Annotated in this window: 10 protein-coding genes; 9 read left to right on the top strand and 1 reads right to left on the bottom strand. The window is 60.3% G+C overall.

Annotated features, from left to right (window positions below):
* Nucleotides 1–10: 10 nt before the first annotated feature.
* The 3 genes from grpE (at nucleotide 11) to AC1AUD_RS10280 (ending at nucleotide 2,566) form a co-directional block, all read left to right on the top strand.
* The gene (gene grpE / locus AC1AUD_RS10270) at nucleotides 11–691 is read left to right on the top strand and encodes a nucleotide exchange factor GrpE (protein WP_476574268.1); all 681 of its coding nucleotides are present in this window, start codon (nucleotides 11–13) and stop codon (nucleotides 689–691) included.
* A gap of 222 nt (nucleotides 692–913) precedes the next feature.
* Entirely contained in the window at nucleotides 914–1,939 is a 1,026-nt protein-coding gene (locus tag AC1AUD_RS10275) for a DnaJ C-terminal domain-containing protein (RefSeq protein WP_476574269.1), read from the top strand.
* 66 nt (nucleotides 1,940–2,005) lie between these two features.
* Nucleotides 2,006–2,566, top strand: coding sequence for a heat shock protein transcriptional repressor HspR (locus AC1AUD_RS10280; RefSeq protein WP_476574270.1), 561 nt, complete (start codon nucleotides 2,006–2,008; stop codon nucleotides 2,564–2,566).
* 57 nt (nucleotides 2,567–2,623) lie between these two features.
* Here the strand turns inward: AC1AUD_RS10280 and AC1AUD_RS10285 are convergent, their stop codons facing one another.
* Nucleotides 2,624–3,499 carry a helix-turn-helix domain-containing protein gene (locus tag AC1AUD_RS10285; RefSeq protein WP_476574272.1) on the bottom strand — a complete coding sequence of 292 codons (876 nt, stop codon included), beginning with the start codon at nucleotides 3,497–3,499 and terminating at the stop codon, nucleotides 2,624–2,626.
* A 208-nt stretch (nucleotides 3,500–3,707) separates the two neighbouring features.
* Here AC1AUD_RS10285 and AC1AUD_RS10290 point away from each other — a divergent pair, with 208 nt between their 5' ends.
* The 6 genes from AC1AUD_RS10290 (at nucleotide 3,708) to AC1AUD_RS10315 (ending at nucleotide 16,982) form a co-directional block, all read left to right on the top strand.
* The gene (locus AC1AUD_RS10290; protein ID WP_476574274.1) at nucleotides 3,708–5,150 is read left to right on the top strand and encodes a sugar porter family MFS transporter; all 1,443 of its coding nucleotides are present in this window, start codon (nucleotides 3,708–3,710) and stop codon (nucleotides 5,148–5,150) included.
* A complete protein-coding gene (locus AC1AUD_RS10295) occupies nucleotides 5,150–6,271 on the top strand; it encodes an alpha/beta hydrolase (protein WP_476574275.1) in 1,122 nt (373 codons plus the stop codon). The genes AC1AUD_RS10290 and AC1AUD_RS10295 overlap by 1 nt, the downstream gene beginning before the upstream one ends.
* A 20-nt stretch (nucleotides 6,272–6,291) precedes the next feature.
* Entirely contained in the window at nucleotides 6,292–7,326 is a 1,035-nt protein-coding gene (locus tag AC1AUD_RS10300; RefSeq protein WP_476574276.1) for an ROK family protein, read from the top strand.
* Nucleotides 7,327–7,340: 14 nt separating this feature from the next.
* Complete coding sequence (locus AC1AUD_RS10305; protein ID WP_476574279.1) at nucleotides 7,341–8,015, top strand: N-acetylmannosamine-6-phosphate 2-epimerase; 675 nt, start codon at nucleotides 7,341–7,343, stop codon at nucleotides 8,013–8,015.
* A 488-nt stretch (nucleotides 8,016–8,503) separates the two neighbouring features.
* On the top strand, nucleotides 8,504–9,103 hold the full coding sequence (locus AC1AUD_RS10310) for a hypothetical protein (RefSeq protein WP_476574281.1): 600 nt from the start codon (nucleotides 8,504–8,506) through the stop codon (nucleotides 9,101–9,103).
* 310 nt (nucleotides 9,104–9,413) lie between these two features.
* On the top strand, nucleotides 9,414–16,982 hold the full coding sequence (locus AC1AUD_RS10315; RefSeq protein WP_476574283.1) for a Spy0128 family protein: 7,569 nt from the start codon (nucleotides 9,414–9,416) through the stop codon (nucleotides 16,980–16,982).
* The last annotated feature ends 177 nt before the right edge of the window (nucleotides 16,983–17,159 follow it).

Below are 17,159 nucleotides of genomic sequence, written 5' to 3' on the forward strand. Positions count from 1 at the left end.
GTCACCCGCCATGGCTGAGTTCAACAAGGACGACTACCTCAACGACCTGCCTGACGCGGACGAAGCGGCTGGGATGGCCCAGGCTGGAGCCGAAGCCTCTGCTTCCGCTTCCGGTCATCCTGAGCAGAGCGAAGCGGAGCCGAAGGATCTCGGCGGCGAAGCCGCCGGGGAAGATGCTTCGACTCCGGCTGATGCCTCCGCTCAGCATGACAAGGAGGGGGCTGCGGATGCCGCCGACAGCACCGACGACACCCTCACCCCGCTGGGCAAGGCGAAGAAAGAGGCCGCCGACTATCTCGAGGCCCTGCAGCGCGAACGCGCGGAGTTCATCAACTACCGCAACCGCGCGCAGAAGGAACAAGAGCGCTTCCGCCAGCACGGCATCATCGATGTGCTGACGGCCCTGCTGCCCGCCCTCGACGATATCGACCGTATCCGCGCCAACTCCGAGATGGATGACTCCTTCAAGGCCGTCGCCACGAAGATCGACAAGGCCTTCGAGAAGTTCGGCGTCGAGAAGTTCGGCGAGGCCGGCGAGGACTTCGACCCGACCAAGCATGACGCAATCCTGCACAAGCCGGATAGCGAGGCCGAAAAGGAAACCGTCGACACCGTGGTGGAGGCCGGATACCGCATCGGCGAACGCGTGATCCGCGCCGCCCGTGTGGTCGTCGCCTCCCCGCAGGCCTGACGCGGGCTGAGGTCACGAGCCCCTTACTGTCATCCTGAGCGGAGCGCAGCGGAGTCGAAGGATCTCTGCGGACAAGCTGTGGAGATCCTTCGACTCCGGGCTTCGCCCTCCGCTCAGGATGACAAGGGAAGCTGCGCCATTCGCTCAGGATGACAGGGGGAGGGGCTGTTCCTTCCGTTTAGGATGGCTGACGACTTTTACATCAAGGAATGAGACACGCATATGGCTGAAAATGAGTGGCTGAACAAGGATTTCTATCAGGTCCTTGGTGTCTCCAAGGACGCATCGGATGACGAGATCAAGAAAGCGTACCGCAAGCTGGCACGCAAATATCATCCCGATGTCAACAAAACCAAGGAAGCCGAGGAGAAATTCAAGGATATCTCCGAGGCCTACGATGTGCTGAGCAACAAGGAGAACCGGCAGAAATACGACGCCATCCGCCAATTCGGCATGGGCGGCGCACGTTTCGCCGGCGGCGCAGGCCCGGGCGGATTCGACGCCTCCGGCTTCTCCGATATCTTCGGATCGATGTTCGGCGGCGGCATGGGCGGGCCCGGCGGCTCGCGCATCCGCTTCCAAACCGGCGGCGCGGGCGGACCGCAGAATATCAACGACATCTTCTCGATGTTCGGTGGCGCGGCCGGCGGCCGGCCCGGCGGAGGCTATTACAGCGACTATGCCGACCATCGGCAGGCCTCGCCGCGCCCCGAGGACGGCGAGGACCGCACCTCGAAGATCGCCCTGACCTTCCGTCAGGCGGTCAAGGGCGCGACCGTGTCGCTGAGCGCCGGCGGCACCAAGTTCAAAACCCATATCCCCGCGGGCGTGCGCGACGGGCAGAAAATCCGTCTCGCCGGCAAGGGCAAGCCCGGCAAGAACGGCGGCAAGGCGGGCGACCTGTATCTGCAGGTGTCCGTCGAGGCTGATCCGCGCTTCGAGATGCGCGGGCGTGACCTGGTGATGCCGCTGCCGGTCACCGTCGGCGAGGCCGTGGCCGGCGCGAAGGTTGAGACGAAGGATATCGACGGCAATCCCGTCGTGTTCAAAGTGCCCGCCGGCTCGTCGTGTGGCGCCGAGGTGAAAGTCGCGGGCCGCGGCGTGCAGGTCGGCAACGAACCGGGCGATCTGGTTGGTCGCGTCGAGATTCGTGTGCCCGCCAAGCCGGGTTTGGGCTTGAAGCGCGCGGCGAAGGATTTCGACAAGGAATCCGGCTCGTTCCCCGGCGATCTCGCCGCGGAACGGTGATTGAGTAGTTGAACTAGCGGCCGGCATGGCGAGCATGACGGCCCGATGCAATCGAGGGAGGCGGACATGGCACGGGTGGCCCAGCAGATGCGGCAGCTTTATGCGATGTGCGCGACGGCGCTGGTCCTCGGCCGCGCCGACCTCGACGGGGCCGACGAAGCCGGCTTCGACATCGACCTGCCCGTCTTCACCGTCGGGCAGGTCGGCGAACTCGCCGACATCCATCCCCAGACCCTGCGGCAATACGACCGCTTGGGATTGGTCAGCCCACAGCGCACCGAAGGCGGCGCGCGGCGATATTCCCTGCGCGATGTCGAACGGTTGGCCGAGGCGCAGCGACTCAGCCAAGGGGAGGGCATCAATCTTTCCGGCGTGACCCGCATCCTCGACTTGCAGGAGGAGAACCGCCAGCTGCGGCGGCAGGTGCGCCGCTTGCAGAGCGCGTCCGAGGACAGCGTCTTCGCTGCTGGGCGCGACGGCGACATCGTCGAAATGCGCCGTTCCAACAGTGCGCGCATGTGGCGCCGCGCCATCCGCACCCAGTCCCTGGCCCTGCCAGGGCGGACGGATGGAAGGGAAACCACGCCCGACTCCCGCTCCAAATCCGTCGTCGTATGGGGGCTGTGAGACGGCTTGTCCGTCCGATGATCCGGCGAACTATCCGTCCATATCCGGCGGACCATTCTACGACTTGGCTAGGTTGGCACGATATTCCAGCGGCGTGCAATCCAGGTCCCGTCTGAAGGCATGACGCAGCGCTTGGGTGTTCGCGAAACCGGCGTCCCGCGCGATCCGCGAGACATTGCGATCGGTGTCGGACAATAGCTCGCAAGCGGCCTGCACACGCATGCGGCTGAGATATTCGGTGAACGAAGTGTTGAAATAATGGCGGAAGAGGCGCGAGAAGTGTTCGCGCGAATAGCCGAATGCCGCCGCCGCTTGCGTCGCCGTCAGTGGTTCGAGATAGTGGGTTTTGACATAGGCCTCCAGACGATATGCCATGCGTTCGTCGTCGGCAGATATTCCGGTGGGTATCCCGGCGGTCGGGCTGTTCCTCAGGGAGGATGGCGCCGAGGCGAATAGGTGTGCCAGCATGGAATAGAACCATGCGTTCGCCTCGAAGAAACGATTGCCCTTCCCACTGGTGATGGCTGCGAACATATGCTCGCAGCATTGCGCCAGCCTCGCGATGCCCTCGGTTTCCAAGGATCCATAATCCACCGACTGCTGCATGCGGAAGATATCGGGGCATATGGCCAGCAATTGCATGGGATCCAGGGTGACGGACAACGCCTGCGGAATCTCGGAGCCGTCGGCGGACGCCAGTAATTCGATGCTATGCAGAACTTTCGGACGGATGATGGTCACATCGCCTCGCTGCCGCATCGATCTTCGTCCATTGCGGACTATGCTTGCCTGGCCGCGTCGGACATAAAGCACCTCGAGTCCCTCATGCCAATGTATGCGCGCTCTGTCGAATCCTTGGTGCGCGATGACCAAGGCAGGGAATTGCGGGGAAGGCGTCAGCATTTCCTGATAGCTGTCATCCACATATCGCATATGCTCTCCTCCAAACAGCAGCGGGACGCATCTCCATCATCGCCGATGAATGCGGCGAGTGGTCGCAGCCCTCATTGCCTTCATCACATATCCGTGCTTTCCCATCACACGGTGATGCCGTTCGGGAATGCGGGGCCATGGCCCGCGCCCATAGAATGAGCGGGCCGTCGACAATGGCTGTCGGCGGTCTTACAAAGGAGGAAGAGCTATGAGCGTTGCGAAATCGACAGGGCAGGCGGCCCTGAACCCCAGGCTCAAAGGACGGCTTATCGCGGTCTGCACAATCGGCGCTGTGGGTGGTTTCCTATTCGGCTATGACACATCGGTGATCAACGGCGCGGTGACGGCCATCGCCGACGCCGATTCGGGATTCGGCCTGACCAGCACGATGAGCGGATTCTCCGTGTCCAGCGCCCTGCTGGGATGCGTGCTGGGCGCGTGGTTCGCCGGTGCCTTGGCAGACAAAATGGGCCGCATCCGCGTGCTGGAGATGGCGGCCGTGCTGTTCGTGGTTTCCTCGCTGTTTGTCGGCCTGACCACCAGCTTCCCGCTGTTCATCGTCTTCCGTGTCGTCGGAGGCCTGGGCGTCGGCTTCACCTCGGCCATCGGCCCGGCCTATATCTCCGAGATATCCCCGGCGGCGCGAAGGGGATTCTTCACCAGTTTCCAGCAGATGGCCATCGCGCTGGGCATCATCGCCTCGCTGGTGGTGAACGCCATCTACACCTCGATCGCCGGCGGTGCCGCGATGCCGCTCTGGTTCGGTCTCGACGCGTGGCGTTGGATGCTGGTCACCACCGCGCTGCCGGGCGTCATCATGTTCTTCCTGTGCTTCTCCCTGCCGGAGACGCCTCGATATCTGGTGATGAAGGGCAATGAGCAGAAGGCGCGCGCCATATTGGTGGATGTCATTGGCGACGAGGATCCGGACGCCACCATCGCGAAGATCCGCGACACCTTCCGCGGCGAGGAGAAGGTGAGCTTCAGGGAGCTGCGTGGGCGCACCTTCGGACTCAAGGGCGTCGTCTGGGTCGCGATCATCTTCGTGCTGCTGGCGCAGGCCAATGGCCAGAACATCATCATGCTCTACGATTCCAGCCTGTGGAACATGCTGGGCTTCAGCGAGCAGGCTTCCCTGGGCATCGCCGTGGTGCGCGCCGTGCTGGCGGCCGTCGCCACCGTCGTGGGCATGGTGCTGATCGACCGTGTCGGCCGGCGCAATCTGATGAAATACGGCGCGCTGATCATGACCGTCTTCCTTGGCGTGACGGCGGTGGGCTTCAGCCAGGGCCAGCTGCTGGACAACGGCACATTGAGCCTGTCGATCGCGTGGACCTGGATCTGCATCGTCTGCACGTATGCGTTCTTCCTGGTGTGCTGCGCCACGACCAATGTTGCGGTCTGGGTCATCATCAGCGAGATCTTCCCCAACCGCATCCGTGCCCGCGGCGTCGCCGTCGCCACGGCCGCCAACTGGCTGTTCAATTTCCTGATCACCACCGCCTATCCGCCGATGCGCGACGGCATGGGATTGGGGCTCACCTATGGGTTCTACACCGTCATGGCGTTCCTGGGCTTCGTGTTCGTCGTGAAGTTCCTGCCGGAGACCAGCGGCGTCGAGCTCGAGGATATGAAAGCGGAGCTGAACTGATGAACGAATCCATGGAATACGGCTATACCTTGGCCGATCTGTATGAGAAGGCCCCGGACGGAGGCCTTACCGATATTCAGGAACGTCTCGCGCGCACCTGGACTTACTTGGACGAGGATCTGCCCGGGGAGGAGGCCCTGCGCGAGCGCGACGATGCCTACCGCGAATTCGTCGGCTATATCCGCCGCCATCGCGCCAGCTATGCCGCCAGCGATGTGAGGCGATATGACTTCCGCAGCGCGCTTCCGGAGGATGTCGTGCGGTTCTCGGACATCTCCTATCGCGAGGACGCGGACCGTTGCCGCGCGCACCGGCTTGATGTGTTTCTGCCGAAGTCCGCGTATCTGCGCGGCGATGTGGATATCCCCACGATATTCAACATCCACGGCGGAGCGTTCTTCTATTCCTTCAAGGAGATTCAGAACGCCTATGCCGCGGGTCTGGCGCGGCGCGGCTTCGCCGTGGTCGTGCCCAACTACACGCTGGCGCCGGGCGGCGACGTGCTGACGATGCTGGAGGACGTCAACGGTGCGTTGGGATGGCTGCGCGGGCAGGGCGCCCGATATCAGTTGTCCGACGAACAGCTGTTCCTGGCCTGCGATTCTGCCGGCGCCTTGCTTGGGTTGCTGCTGCTTGCCGCGCAGGCCAACGCCGAGGTGGCGTCGCGGCTGGGCGTCGAATCCCTCGGCACGGCGTTCCAATCCGTTGGATTCGTGTCGGGCATGCTGGTCTACGATCATCTGTTCGATTGCGCGAAGCCCGATGCAAGCGGCATGCTTGACATCCTCCGTCCGGCGTTCCTCCGCCTGGTGGAGCGGTTCGAGGGGAGCGCGTTCGACACCAGCGAGGGATTGCTCTCCTCGATCACGGTCCCGCCCACATGGCTGTCGACCAGCACGGACGATTTCCTGGAGACCGACACGTTGCTGACCGCCGTGGCCCTGCGCCGGATGAACCGCGACCATGAACTCGTCGACTGGCGCGCCGTCAATGGGCGGCGCAAGCCACATGACTATCCGCTGATGACATGGGATCCGGAGAGCGCCTTGGCCAATGACTCCATGGCGGCCTTCTTCCGCGAGCATATGCGGGTCCGGCGGTCTCTGTCGGCCAGCGTCTGAGGCATCGGGAGGAAACGCCCATGGTCGATGAGACGAAGACCCGATACCTGACCTTCGACGTCGGAGGCACCAAGATCGCCTCGGGCTTGGTCTGTCTGTCGGAGGGATGTGGAGGCCGGCGTGCCGTGGTGGAGGATATGCGGACCATTCCCACCGAGCCCCAGCGGGGTGGCGCCGATGTGCTCGCCCGATTGGCGCGGCTGGGATGGGAGCGTTTGGACGAGTGTTCCCGGAACGGCCGCCCCGTGGCGGGCATCGGCATTGGCGCCGCCGGAGTCGTGGATAGCGAGTGGGGAATGATTCTCTCCGCCACCGATCTGATTCCGGGGTGGTCCGGGCAGCGCGTGGCGGAGGCCTTCGGTGAGTTCTGCGATCTGCCGTTGCGCATGGTCGGAGACGTGGTGGCGCACGGCTTGGGCGAGGCGCATTTCGGAGCGGGGCGCGGATACGGCCTGGTGCTGTGCGTCGGCGTCGGCACCGGCATCGGAGGCGCGATCATCGACCATGGCGTTCCCTTGGCGGGCGCTCATAATGTCGCCGGCCATGTGGGGCATATGCCGCATGGCCTTGCGTCGGGCTTCCATTGTTCGTGCGGCGCGGTCGAGGGACATATCGAGGCGGTGGCGTCGGGAAGCGGCCTGGGCGCGCTCTACGTCCGCCTGGGCGGAGGCGAAGGGGCTGCTGGGAATCGGCGGATTGCCGCGGATGGTGCCGCGGTCAGCGCCCTCGCCCGGTCCGGAGACGACGTGGCCGTTTCGACTTTGCAAGCCAGCGCGCATGCGCTTGGCGAGTGCTTGGCCGGTGCCTGCAATCTTCTGGACCCCGCGGCCGTGGTGCTTTCCGGATCCGTCGCGCACAGCGGCGAGTTGTGGTGGCAGGCGCTGCGCGACGGTTTTGCCGACGGAGCGTTGCCGCTGGTGCGGGCCACACCTCTGCTTGCGGGCGCGCTGGGCGGCGACGCCCCGTTGATCGGCGCCGCCGTCGCCGTCGACTCCTTCCGGAGAAGCGGCGCGGATCGGCGCACGTCGGAAAGCAACGAATCGAGAAACGAATAGAGAGTGAGCATGCCATGCATCCGATAGTGGAATCCATCAAAGGCGGTCTGATCGTCAGCTGTCAGGCGTATCCGGGGGAGCCCCTGCGCACCCCGGAAACCATGGCGCAGATGGCGGCGGCAGTAGAGCGGGGCGGCGCCTGCGCCATACGATGCCAAGGACTTGCCGATATCGCGGCGATCAAGGGGCGTGTGAGCGTGCCGGTGATCGGCATTTGGAAGGAGGGCGACGCGGGCGTGTATATCACGCCGACGTTGCGGCATGCGCGATGCTGCGCGAACGCCGGCGCGGATATCGTGGCATTGGACGCCACGCGGCGGCCGCGGCCGGACGGACTGTCCTACGCCGACACCGTCGCCGCGTTGCATGAGGACGGCATCATGGTGATGGCCGATTGCGGCAGCATGGGCGACGCGGAACAGGCGGTCGCCGCGGGCAGCGACCTGATCTCCACGACCTTGGCCGGATACACCGGCGAACGTCCCACAACCGATGGGCCGGATCTCGCGCTGCTGCGTGAAATGGTTCGGGCGTTCCCCGATGTTCCCGTTCTCTGCGAGGGGCGCATCCATCGGCCGGAGCAATTGCGGCAGGTCATGGAAGAGGGCGCCTGGGCCGCGGTGGTCGGCACGGCCATCACGCATCCGACGACGATCACCGGCTGGTTCGCCGCGCAATTGGCGCGTTGACGGCGGGGTCGTCGTCTGCGCGGGCAGGGGATTGGGGGCTTCGTCGGCATCGTCATTTTTGGCGTGCCGATGAGGCCGCCTGCTCCCGATTGCTCATATTTCTTGGTGCCGTGGGGGTGTCGCCGCCCCCGTTTTCTCGTTCGGCGATATGACACGCCGAACCGTCAGGGGGGATGGAGGGGATTCGCAGGTAATGTGTGCGCCGGCATGGCGTAATCTTCATTTTTGACTTTCATCCATCATCCCCGAATTCCGCGCGCATGCATGCGAAAGGGGCATGACGAGGGATTCGTGGGGTGAGCAACGGGGGTGTTTTCGCTCACGGAGAACATAAACTAGAGCACATTCTCTATCGGTGATGAAGGGGTGTGCCATGGATGCTCCTAGCGTTTTGTCGATGGGGGGGGGGCTTGCATTCTAGGCCTTTCCTCCGTGAGCGCGAATAGCGGGGATGATTGTTCCTCACTCGGCCGGGGAGCGTGGTCGCGATGAGGGATGGCAAATTCACCGCGAAGGAACGTGCGTATCTGATGAGCCTGCCCGCGGTGGCGGAGGTCAGCGCGCAACGCATCCGCTACACGGACCAGTTCCGCATCGAATGCATGGTGCGGTATGCGGACGGCGAATCGCCGGCGGCGATCTTCCGCGGAGCCGGGCTGGACCCGAGGTTGATCGGATACAAGCGCATCGAACGGTGCATCGCGCGCTGGAAGAAAAACAGCAAGGGCTTGCCTGTGGGGCGTCGGCGTGGTGGTGCGGCCGTCGGTGGCGATGATGCGGCGATGCGCGGCTTGGCGAAGAGGGTCATGGCGCCCGTTGGAGCGGGCGTCGGCAGTGGCGTCGGCGATGTCGGCGGTGCCGATGACGGCTCCGGTATTGGCGCGGGGCTTGCCGATGACGGCTCCGATGCTTTGGTCAATGCGAAAGATACGCCCTCGCCTTCCGAGATGCTGCTGGCCGAGGGTGGTCGTTCGCTGTCGGAGGCGGCCGAGGCGCAGCTTGGCGCGGACAGCCGCGATATGCTCATCGCCCGTCAGGCGCTGCGCATCGATGAGCTTGAGCGACTGGTGCAGAAACTATTGCGCTGATGGCAAGCATTGGGCGCGGATCCGAGGCTCGACGCGAAGGTTTGATAGGAACCGGCTTCCGGGATGTTCCCGGGGCCGGTTCCTTGCGTTCGGCGGGTGAATATGAACTCGCCACTTTAGGGGGTAACGGGCGTGCGATGAGGGTATGGGAAGTGTCTCATTCCCCTTGAATCGGGCATATGCGGTGTCTTTTGGGCACGTCTTTTCGAGGGTCGAGACGGGGGTGAAGCCGCGTTTCCCGTCCCTACGATTCGTCGGTATGCAGGGGCAACCATGCCCCGAGAAGGACGGAATACCGATGCATAACGCAATGAGCAGTGCGAAGAAGGGCCTCAAGAGCCTCCAGACGAAACTCGCCGCCACACTGGTCAGCATGGCCATGATCCTGGCCGCTGCCCTCGTCTCCGGCGTCGCCGCGCCCGCCGCGGTGGCGGCAGTGGGAGATGGCCACACAGTTGATACTGTGTCGCCTGCGGGCACGACCATCAATATGTTCGATTACTGGATTACGCAGCAGGATGCCAATGACGCTGCCTTCAAGAATGGCGCTGAGAATTATCCCCCGGCTGTTGATGGAACGACGGGGATCAATACGGACCATCAACTGCAATTTACCCCAGGCGGAAGCTCGCTTATTAATCAGTGGACGGGATTCGTGGACGGACAATCGCATCCTGCGCTGGGTATTAAGCCTCGTTCCGGCATGGTGAAGAACACGCTGGTTGATGGTTATCCGGAGCTGCAGCGTAATGAGGATGCGAATTTTGGCATCAGTCGGGACGAATCCCTTGCATATCTGTTTGATTCCAGTTCGCAGGCTGGTAAGGCCTCGTATCTTGGCGCAACTGGTCTGTTGCAAGTCAAGGATGGATATTACGAATACAACAGCACTGAGAACTTTGCGTCATTCAATACAGAGACCAAGGCGTTCTCCGTGTATGACAAACCTGCCATCTATCAGAACAACAATTTCCGCGGGCAAGTGGGACAGTTCTTCCCCTTCTATTCGGCGGATCAGGTGTTTGACGAAAGTCGTGGACAGCTGACGGCTAAAGAAATCGATGCAGGTGGACGTAACGAAGCCAACGATCAAATCATCGATCCCACGAACCATTATTTTGGCCTTACGATGTCGTCTCGTTTCGTGCAGCCAGAAAATGGTCTGACAAACGATAAGAAGCCGATGACTTTCGAGTTCTCCGGTGACGATGACGTGTGGGTGTTTGTGGACGGCGTGTTGGTTGGCGATTTGGGCGGTAACCACAGCGCTGCCAGCCTCAAGATCGACTTCCAGAATGGCAATATCGTCATTAATGAGAATACAGATCAGGTGACGCGCGCGACTTTGAAAGAATGCTTTGACGCTGCCGGTGTCAGCTCTTCTTGGGACGCTGATCGTCCGAACACCTTCGCCGACGGCACACAGCATAAGCTTGACTTCTTCTACCTTGAACGCGGCAATGTCGATTCCAACATGAGGCTTAAGTACAACCTCGTGACGATTCCGGCCAGCGATATTCTCAAGGTTAATCAGAATGGCGAAGCGGTTGAAGGGGCGTCCTTCGAACTGTACAAGGCCGATGGTGTTTACAAGGCCCAAGGCGAGGCTATCGCCAAAGGCACGACGGACGCGAATGGTCAACTGGATCTGACCAGTGTCATCGACAACTCGATCATCAACTTTGACGATCTTTACGCCGAAGATAATGGTTCCACGCATTACCTGCTCAAGGAAACTAAGGTTCCCAAGGGGTACCGAACTGGTCTGAGTAACACCGATATGTCGATGCACTTGCTTTACACGCCGCGTGCGGGCGAGAGCGGCATCATCACTGATGCTGGTGGCACGACTGACAATGGCTTTGTCTGGCAAAATGGCGCTTTCACTGCCACGCGTGAGACCTTGACTGCTCCGTCCATGAAAGAGCTATATCTTCCCGGAGATGGTACGGCCCACGGTGAGAAGGTCGATGAGGATAAAGTAGGGATCATTTTTGCCGTCATTCTCAAGCGAGACATGTCTAAGGGGTTGAATGACAGTGCTGCTTGGCATGCCATTTCCGGCGATCCTCTGAAAGGATATAAAGTCGAGAATGGCGTTGACATGGCGGATGTCCTCAACGCCGCTAAGACAAGCAACTACGTGCTTCAGCTCAACACCAGCGGACAGTATCAGACGGAGATTGCCCAACTTCCTGGCGACATTCAGAAGTATTACTACATCCTTGGAAATAACGAGAAAGACCAGACTGAGTATGCCGTCGGTTTCTATTACACAGAAGCTGATTCTCTAGCCTCGGCCCAGCTGAACGATACTCACCGTCTCTGGGGCGATAACTTCACGCGACAGTTCTCCTCGCGCCTGTATGTGCCGAACACCTACAACTATCTGTATGTGCAGAAGGATGATGGGGCTGGCAACTATATCGCCGGAGCTGAGTTTGGGCTCTACGATGAGAATAGCGTGACTGTTAATGATGACGGTAAGGCTACTCTCAATAAGAACACTCAGCCCATTGATACTGCCACGACTGTGGCAAAGCTTGACGGTGAGAATCAGCCTGATCTGGAAGGTGCCGCGCAGTTCCCCTCCGAGGGTAAGAGGCTTGATAAAGGTACCTACTGGCTTAAGGAGACTAAAGCACCGGACGGCTACGAGATCAACGACACCTTGGTTAAAGTCATCGTGGATGATACTGGCGTGTACGCGGACGCCGGTTCGACGGATGATGGCGTGTCCACGATGGTGGGTGTCGGTCGTCTGGTGAAGACGATGGCCCAGTTCGCCGCGCAGAACGAAATCAACGCGACGCTTAGCTACATCAAGGGCACGGCGCAGACTGGCACTGAGGTTTCGAACGGACTGCAGTGGGAAGACGCGGCGGACGCCGCTATCAAGACCCTGCATCTCAGCTACGGCGCGAATGATGCGTTGCTGGAATACGGTCCGCGCACGGCAGGAGAGCCGGTCTCACTTGAAACGGACACTGGTTGGCTGCGCTTGGGCATTCAGCAGGATGATCGACCGGAAGCGGATACTGAAGGTGTCTACACCGATCTTGGAGGCAGGAATCTCAATCCGCTGTTCTCCGGCTCCACTTGCGTGCGTGTCACGGATGAGCCCACCGCACGTTTGCAGGTGACCAAGACGGTCAAGCATGCGGAGGGATTGATCCCTGACCCGGATGCCGAGTTCACTTTCAAGTTCACGCTGCCTGCGGACGGCAAGTATTCCTATCGCATCTATGAAAAAGGCGAGAGCGGTAGCGAACAGCTTGTGACGCTTAATGGCGAGACCGAGTGGCCGATTGCGAATGGCAGTGAGGTCAAGATCAAGGATGGCCAGACCATCCGCGTCTACGGTCTTAAGAATGGTGCCGCATATTCTGTTCAGGAAGTGAGCACGCAGGCCGAAACTCCGCGTCTGTCCAATCTCTTTGGATTGCTTGCTGGCGAAACCTCGGTGATGCCTGCCGGGTTCAAGCTTACTGAGCGTAAGGTTGGCGGTCAGAAGTACGAAGCGGCTGACGTTGCGAATGACACCATCTCTGGCACTATCATTGCCGATCAGACGGGTCAGGAGGCGGTGGCCTCGGCCAACCAGCTTGAGTTCGTGAATACCTATGAGGCTTCATCCGTGACGCTTCCTTCCGCTGCGAACTTCTCGGTGAAGAAGGAACTGACTGGGCGCACTGGTGGCACTTGGACGGATGCGGATAGCTTCACAATGGTGCTTCAGGCTGTGAGCTACAACAATTCGGAGGACGCTAAGGACGAAGTGCCGTTGCCTGCTGGCAATGGGTACGACTTCTCAAAGCATGAGTACACGACGACCATTACGTCCGGCACCAACGACCACAAGGTGACGTTCTCCGGTTTGGAATATTCCAAGCCTGGCACCTACGTGTACAACATCTTCGAGCGCACACCGGATACGGGCGACCGCGTTCCTGGTATGGCTTATTCCGACGCGCATTATAAAGTCACAGTCACAGTTGTGGACCTTGGTAAGAGCCAGCTGGCAGTGAAGAGCGTTGTCATGCGGCAGACGGCTGGTGATACTACTGGTGGTTCGTTCACGCCTGTGAATACCGGCAGCGTTGTGTTTATTGGTGAGAACGGTTCCGTGCTGGACACCCCCACGACCACGGGTACTCTGACCGCCACTATCACGAACACATTCACCGAGAAGACCGCATCGGAACCTCTCAATGTGACGAAGGTATACAACAACGCGTCGGGCACCAACGAGAACGAAAAAGATAAGTTCCAGTTCTCACTCAAGCCTGTAAGCGTTGATAACGATAGCTCTGCGGATGCGGTTGAGAATATGCCTCTTCCCGGCATGCTCACGCTCAATAAAGATGGTGTGGCCATTGTCGGTGCTGATACTGACGGTACGGCCGCTTTCGGCAGCTTCACCTTCAGCAATGACGAGCATGTCGGTCATACCTATGCGTATGAGCTGCGTGAGGTCATTCCCAGCGGTGCCAATGCGGACAACGAGTACACGCTGAACGGCATGACCTATGACCCCGCGGTTTGGAAGGTGACGTATAAGGTCTCCGCGAATGGCGATGGCTCTGTGAAGGTCGAAACTTCTTGGACCAAGGATGGGGCCAGCGCCACTCCCGTGAATGATAGGCCTGTGTTCACCAACACCTTCGCGGTTACTCCGGCTACTGCTGACTTGAAGATCAAGAAGACGCTGTCCAATCGAGATTGGACGACGGACGATCAGTTCGAGTTCACAGTGACTCGGGGAAGGAATAACCCGGCTGATGGTGCCAGTTTCGGCACTTCGGTCAAGAACTCGGTTTCAAGTTCGGACGTCACCAGTGGCGAGTCTTCCGCGACCATCACGTATGGCAAGCTCACGTTCACCAAGGTGGGTACCTATACGTACACTGTCAAGGAAAACCAGCCGACGGGCGCCTCCAATGGCATAGCGTATGACACTCATTCCGTGACAGTCACCTATACGGTGAGTGATCTCAATGAAAGCAAGAACCATACGGGTGAGCTCGCTGCGACCGTGAAATACGACAATGCTGGTGGCTCCACTCAAGCCGATAAGGATGAGGAAAACGCTGCTGCGTTCACTAATACGTACACGGCGTCTGGAGCATATGCCGGCATCACGGTCACCAAGAAGATGGCGGGCAAGAAGCTCAGCAGTCGTGACTACACGTTCACAATTGAGAAAGTCTCGCCGAATGCGCCGAATGTTCCGAACGACAGCGCTTCGTTCACCAATGGCGCGGGCAATGAGAACAATGTAGCTGCGATGAGTGGCAAGCTCGCGATGAACTTCGATCAGACGGACATCGGCAATACCTATGTCTACAAGGTTTCTGAGACGAAACCCTCGGAAGCTCAAGGATATAAGTACGACACCGCATATCCTGGTGACGCCTACGTGTACATCGCAGTGAAGGCTAACGGCGGTTCCATCTACACGGTGACCACTGTGGTCAAGGGGCCGGATGCGACTGGCAGCTTGACCGACGAGACGATTGATAGTCTTGATGAGAACAAGAACCTCGTCGAGACTTATGACAGCTCCAAGCCTGATTCCGGAACGCCGACTGTGCCGTTCGTGAATGAATACGGTGCAACGCTTGATTACCAGGCTAAGGGCGGGCTGAAGATCTCGAAGTCGTTTGAATCGACGTCGGGAACCAGTGACGTGTCCAGTGAGTTTAAGTTCTTGGTGACGCCGAAGGACAGCAAGAGTATCGATCAAGGTGGCGAGGAAACGACACTGAGCACCGCGGAAGAAGCCGGTGACAAGCTAGGTATCACCGGAGACGCGGTGCGGAATGGTAAGACCTACGTCAGCTCTTCCGTTGCTTTGGGAAGCTCTGCTCTGATCGACCTGCTGCCGGAGAGCGGTCTGACTTTCACTCAGAGTGACGCTGACAAGACCTACACCTACGAGGTCAAAGAGGTCATCCCCTCAACTGTGTCGAATAAGTACACCTACGATGACACCGTCTACACGGTGACTATTGCGGTTAAAGACAACGGCGACGGCACACTAACTGCCACGACTATCGTGACTAAGCCGGGTGCCGGCGAGAATGCCAACCCGGTCGAAGTTAAGAAAACCACGGTCTCTAGCAACGACATTGGTGACGCTCAAGTCGCGACGATTCCGTTCGTCAATAAGTACACACCGGCTTCGGGCAATCTGACGATCACCAAGACCGTTGTGGCTGGTACTTCTGGCGAGCCGGTTGACTCGAATCAGAAGTTCGAGTTCATCGTGACCCTGGCGGATTCCGCGAACCAAGCGCTCACGGGCACTTACTCGTTCAGCGGAACCAGTGATGGTTCGACATCGTATTCCGGGACCATTGGTAATGGCGGGAAGATTGTACTCGCTAATGGTGGCTCTGTGAGTATCACAGGACTGCCCGCAGGTACGAATTACACCGTTACCGAGACCGCTGTGGCTGGATACAGCCAAAGCTCGACAGACAGTACTGGCACCATTCCTGAAGGTGTCTCGGCAACTGCTGCGTTTACCAATACCTTCACGCCGGGAAGCGCGACCAACACGCCGGTTGACGTGAAAAAGGTGCTTGAAGGCAACCGTGTCGAGGGCCTCCAGGCGGGCGAGTTCTCGTTTGCTATGAGTGTCGAAGCGGCGGAAGGTTCCCCGGATGGTGGCTTTACGCTGCCAACGGACACTACTGCTGAAAACGCTGCTGATGGTTCGGTTACCTTCGGCGACATTACCTTCACCAAGGTTGGCACCTATAAGGTGACGGTTAAGGAGATCGTTCCTGATCCGGCTGCGGAATATATGACCTACGATACGCATGAGTACACGTACGAGGTGAAGGTTCAAGCGAATGGTAGCGCATTGACGGCGACGGTGCAGAATGAGGTCGGCTCCCCGATCTTCACTAACACCTACAACAAACCGACGCCTCCGACTCCGCCCCAACCCACTGACCCAACCCCGGTGACGTGGAAGATGGACCCTGGCCTCAAGGTCCTCACCGGCCGCGACCTGAAGGCGGGCGAGTTCACCTTCGAGCTGGTGGACGCGAGCGGCAAGGTCATCGACACGACGACCAACGATGCGAACGGCAACTTCCGCTTCGACGGCATCACGTATGACGAGGCCGGCACCTACACCTACACGGTGCGCGAGGTCAACGGCGGCAAGGTGATCGATGGCGTGACGTATGACGACACGATCTACACGATCACGGTCACCGTGACCGAAGTCAACGGCAAGCTTGTCGCCAATACCGCCATCACGGCGAACGGCCAGACCGCGGACGATATCGTGTTCCGCAACGCCTACGAGGCCAAGCCCGCCGAGGATATCGAGGTGGACGCGACCAAGAAGCTCACCGGCCGCGATCTCAAGGCGGGCGAGTTCGAGTTCCAGCTGCGTGACGCCGACGGCAACGTCGTCGCCACCGCGAAGAACGGCGCGGACGGCCGCATCGTGTTCGCCGACCTGACGTTCGACAAGCCGGGCACCTACGAATACACTCTCGTGGAGGTCGCGGGCAACGCCACCGGCATCACCTACGACAAGTCCTCGCACAAGGTGACCATCACCGTCACCGACGATCTCAAGGGCCAGCTGATCGCCGAGGTCGCGTATGACGGCGGCTCCGCGCCCGTGTTCACCAACACGTTCACGTCGGACAAGCCCGGTGAGAACAACGAGAACAAGACGCCGGGCGATGGCGGCACCTCTGACACGACCCCCGGCAAGACCGCCGACACCGGCGTGGCCGTGTCCGGACTTGTCGCGCTCGCCACCGGACTGCTGCTCGCCGGCGTGACCCTCGTGGGCGTGCGCCGCCGCAACAGCCTCGGCACCGCGCGCGGCCATCACCTGACCAAGTGACGGAAGCCTTCTAGGGACGGGCGGCGGGGCCGCCGTGACACGCATCGTGCCGCGGCGGCCCCGCCGCTTATATGCGCCGCGCACGCCCGCGTTCGTCCGAAGAACCATGCGTGCGATGGCTCCATTTCCGCCCGCCTGTGCTCCGTAATCCTGTCGTGTTGATTTGGTGAGATGGAG

The organism is Bifidobacterium sp. LH_730 (assembly GCF_056355835.1).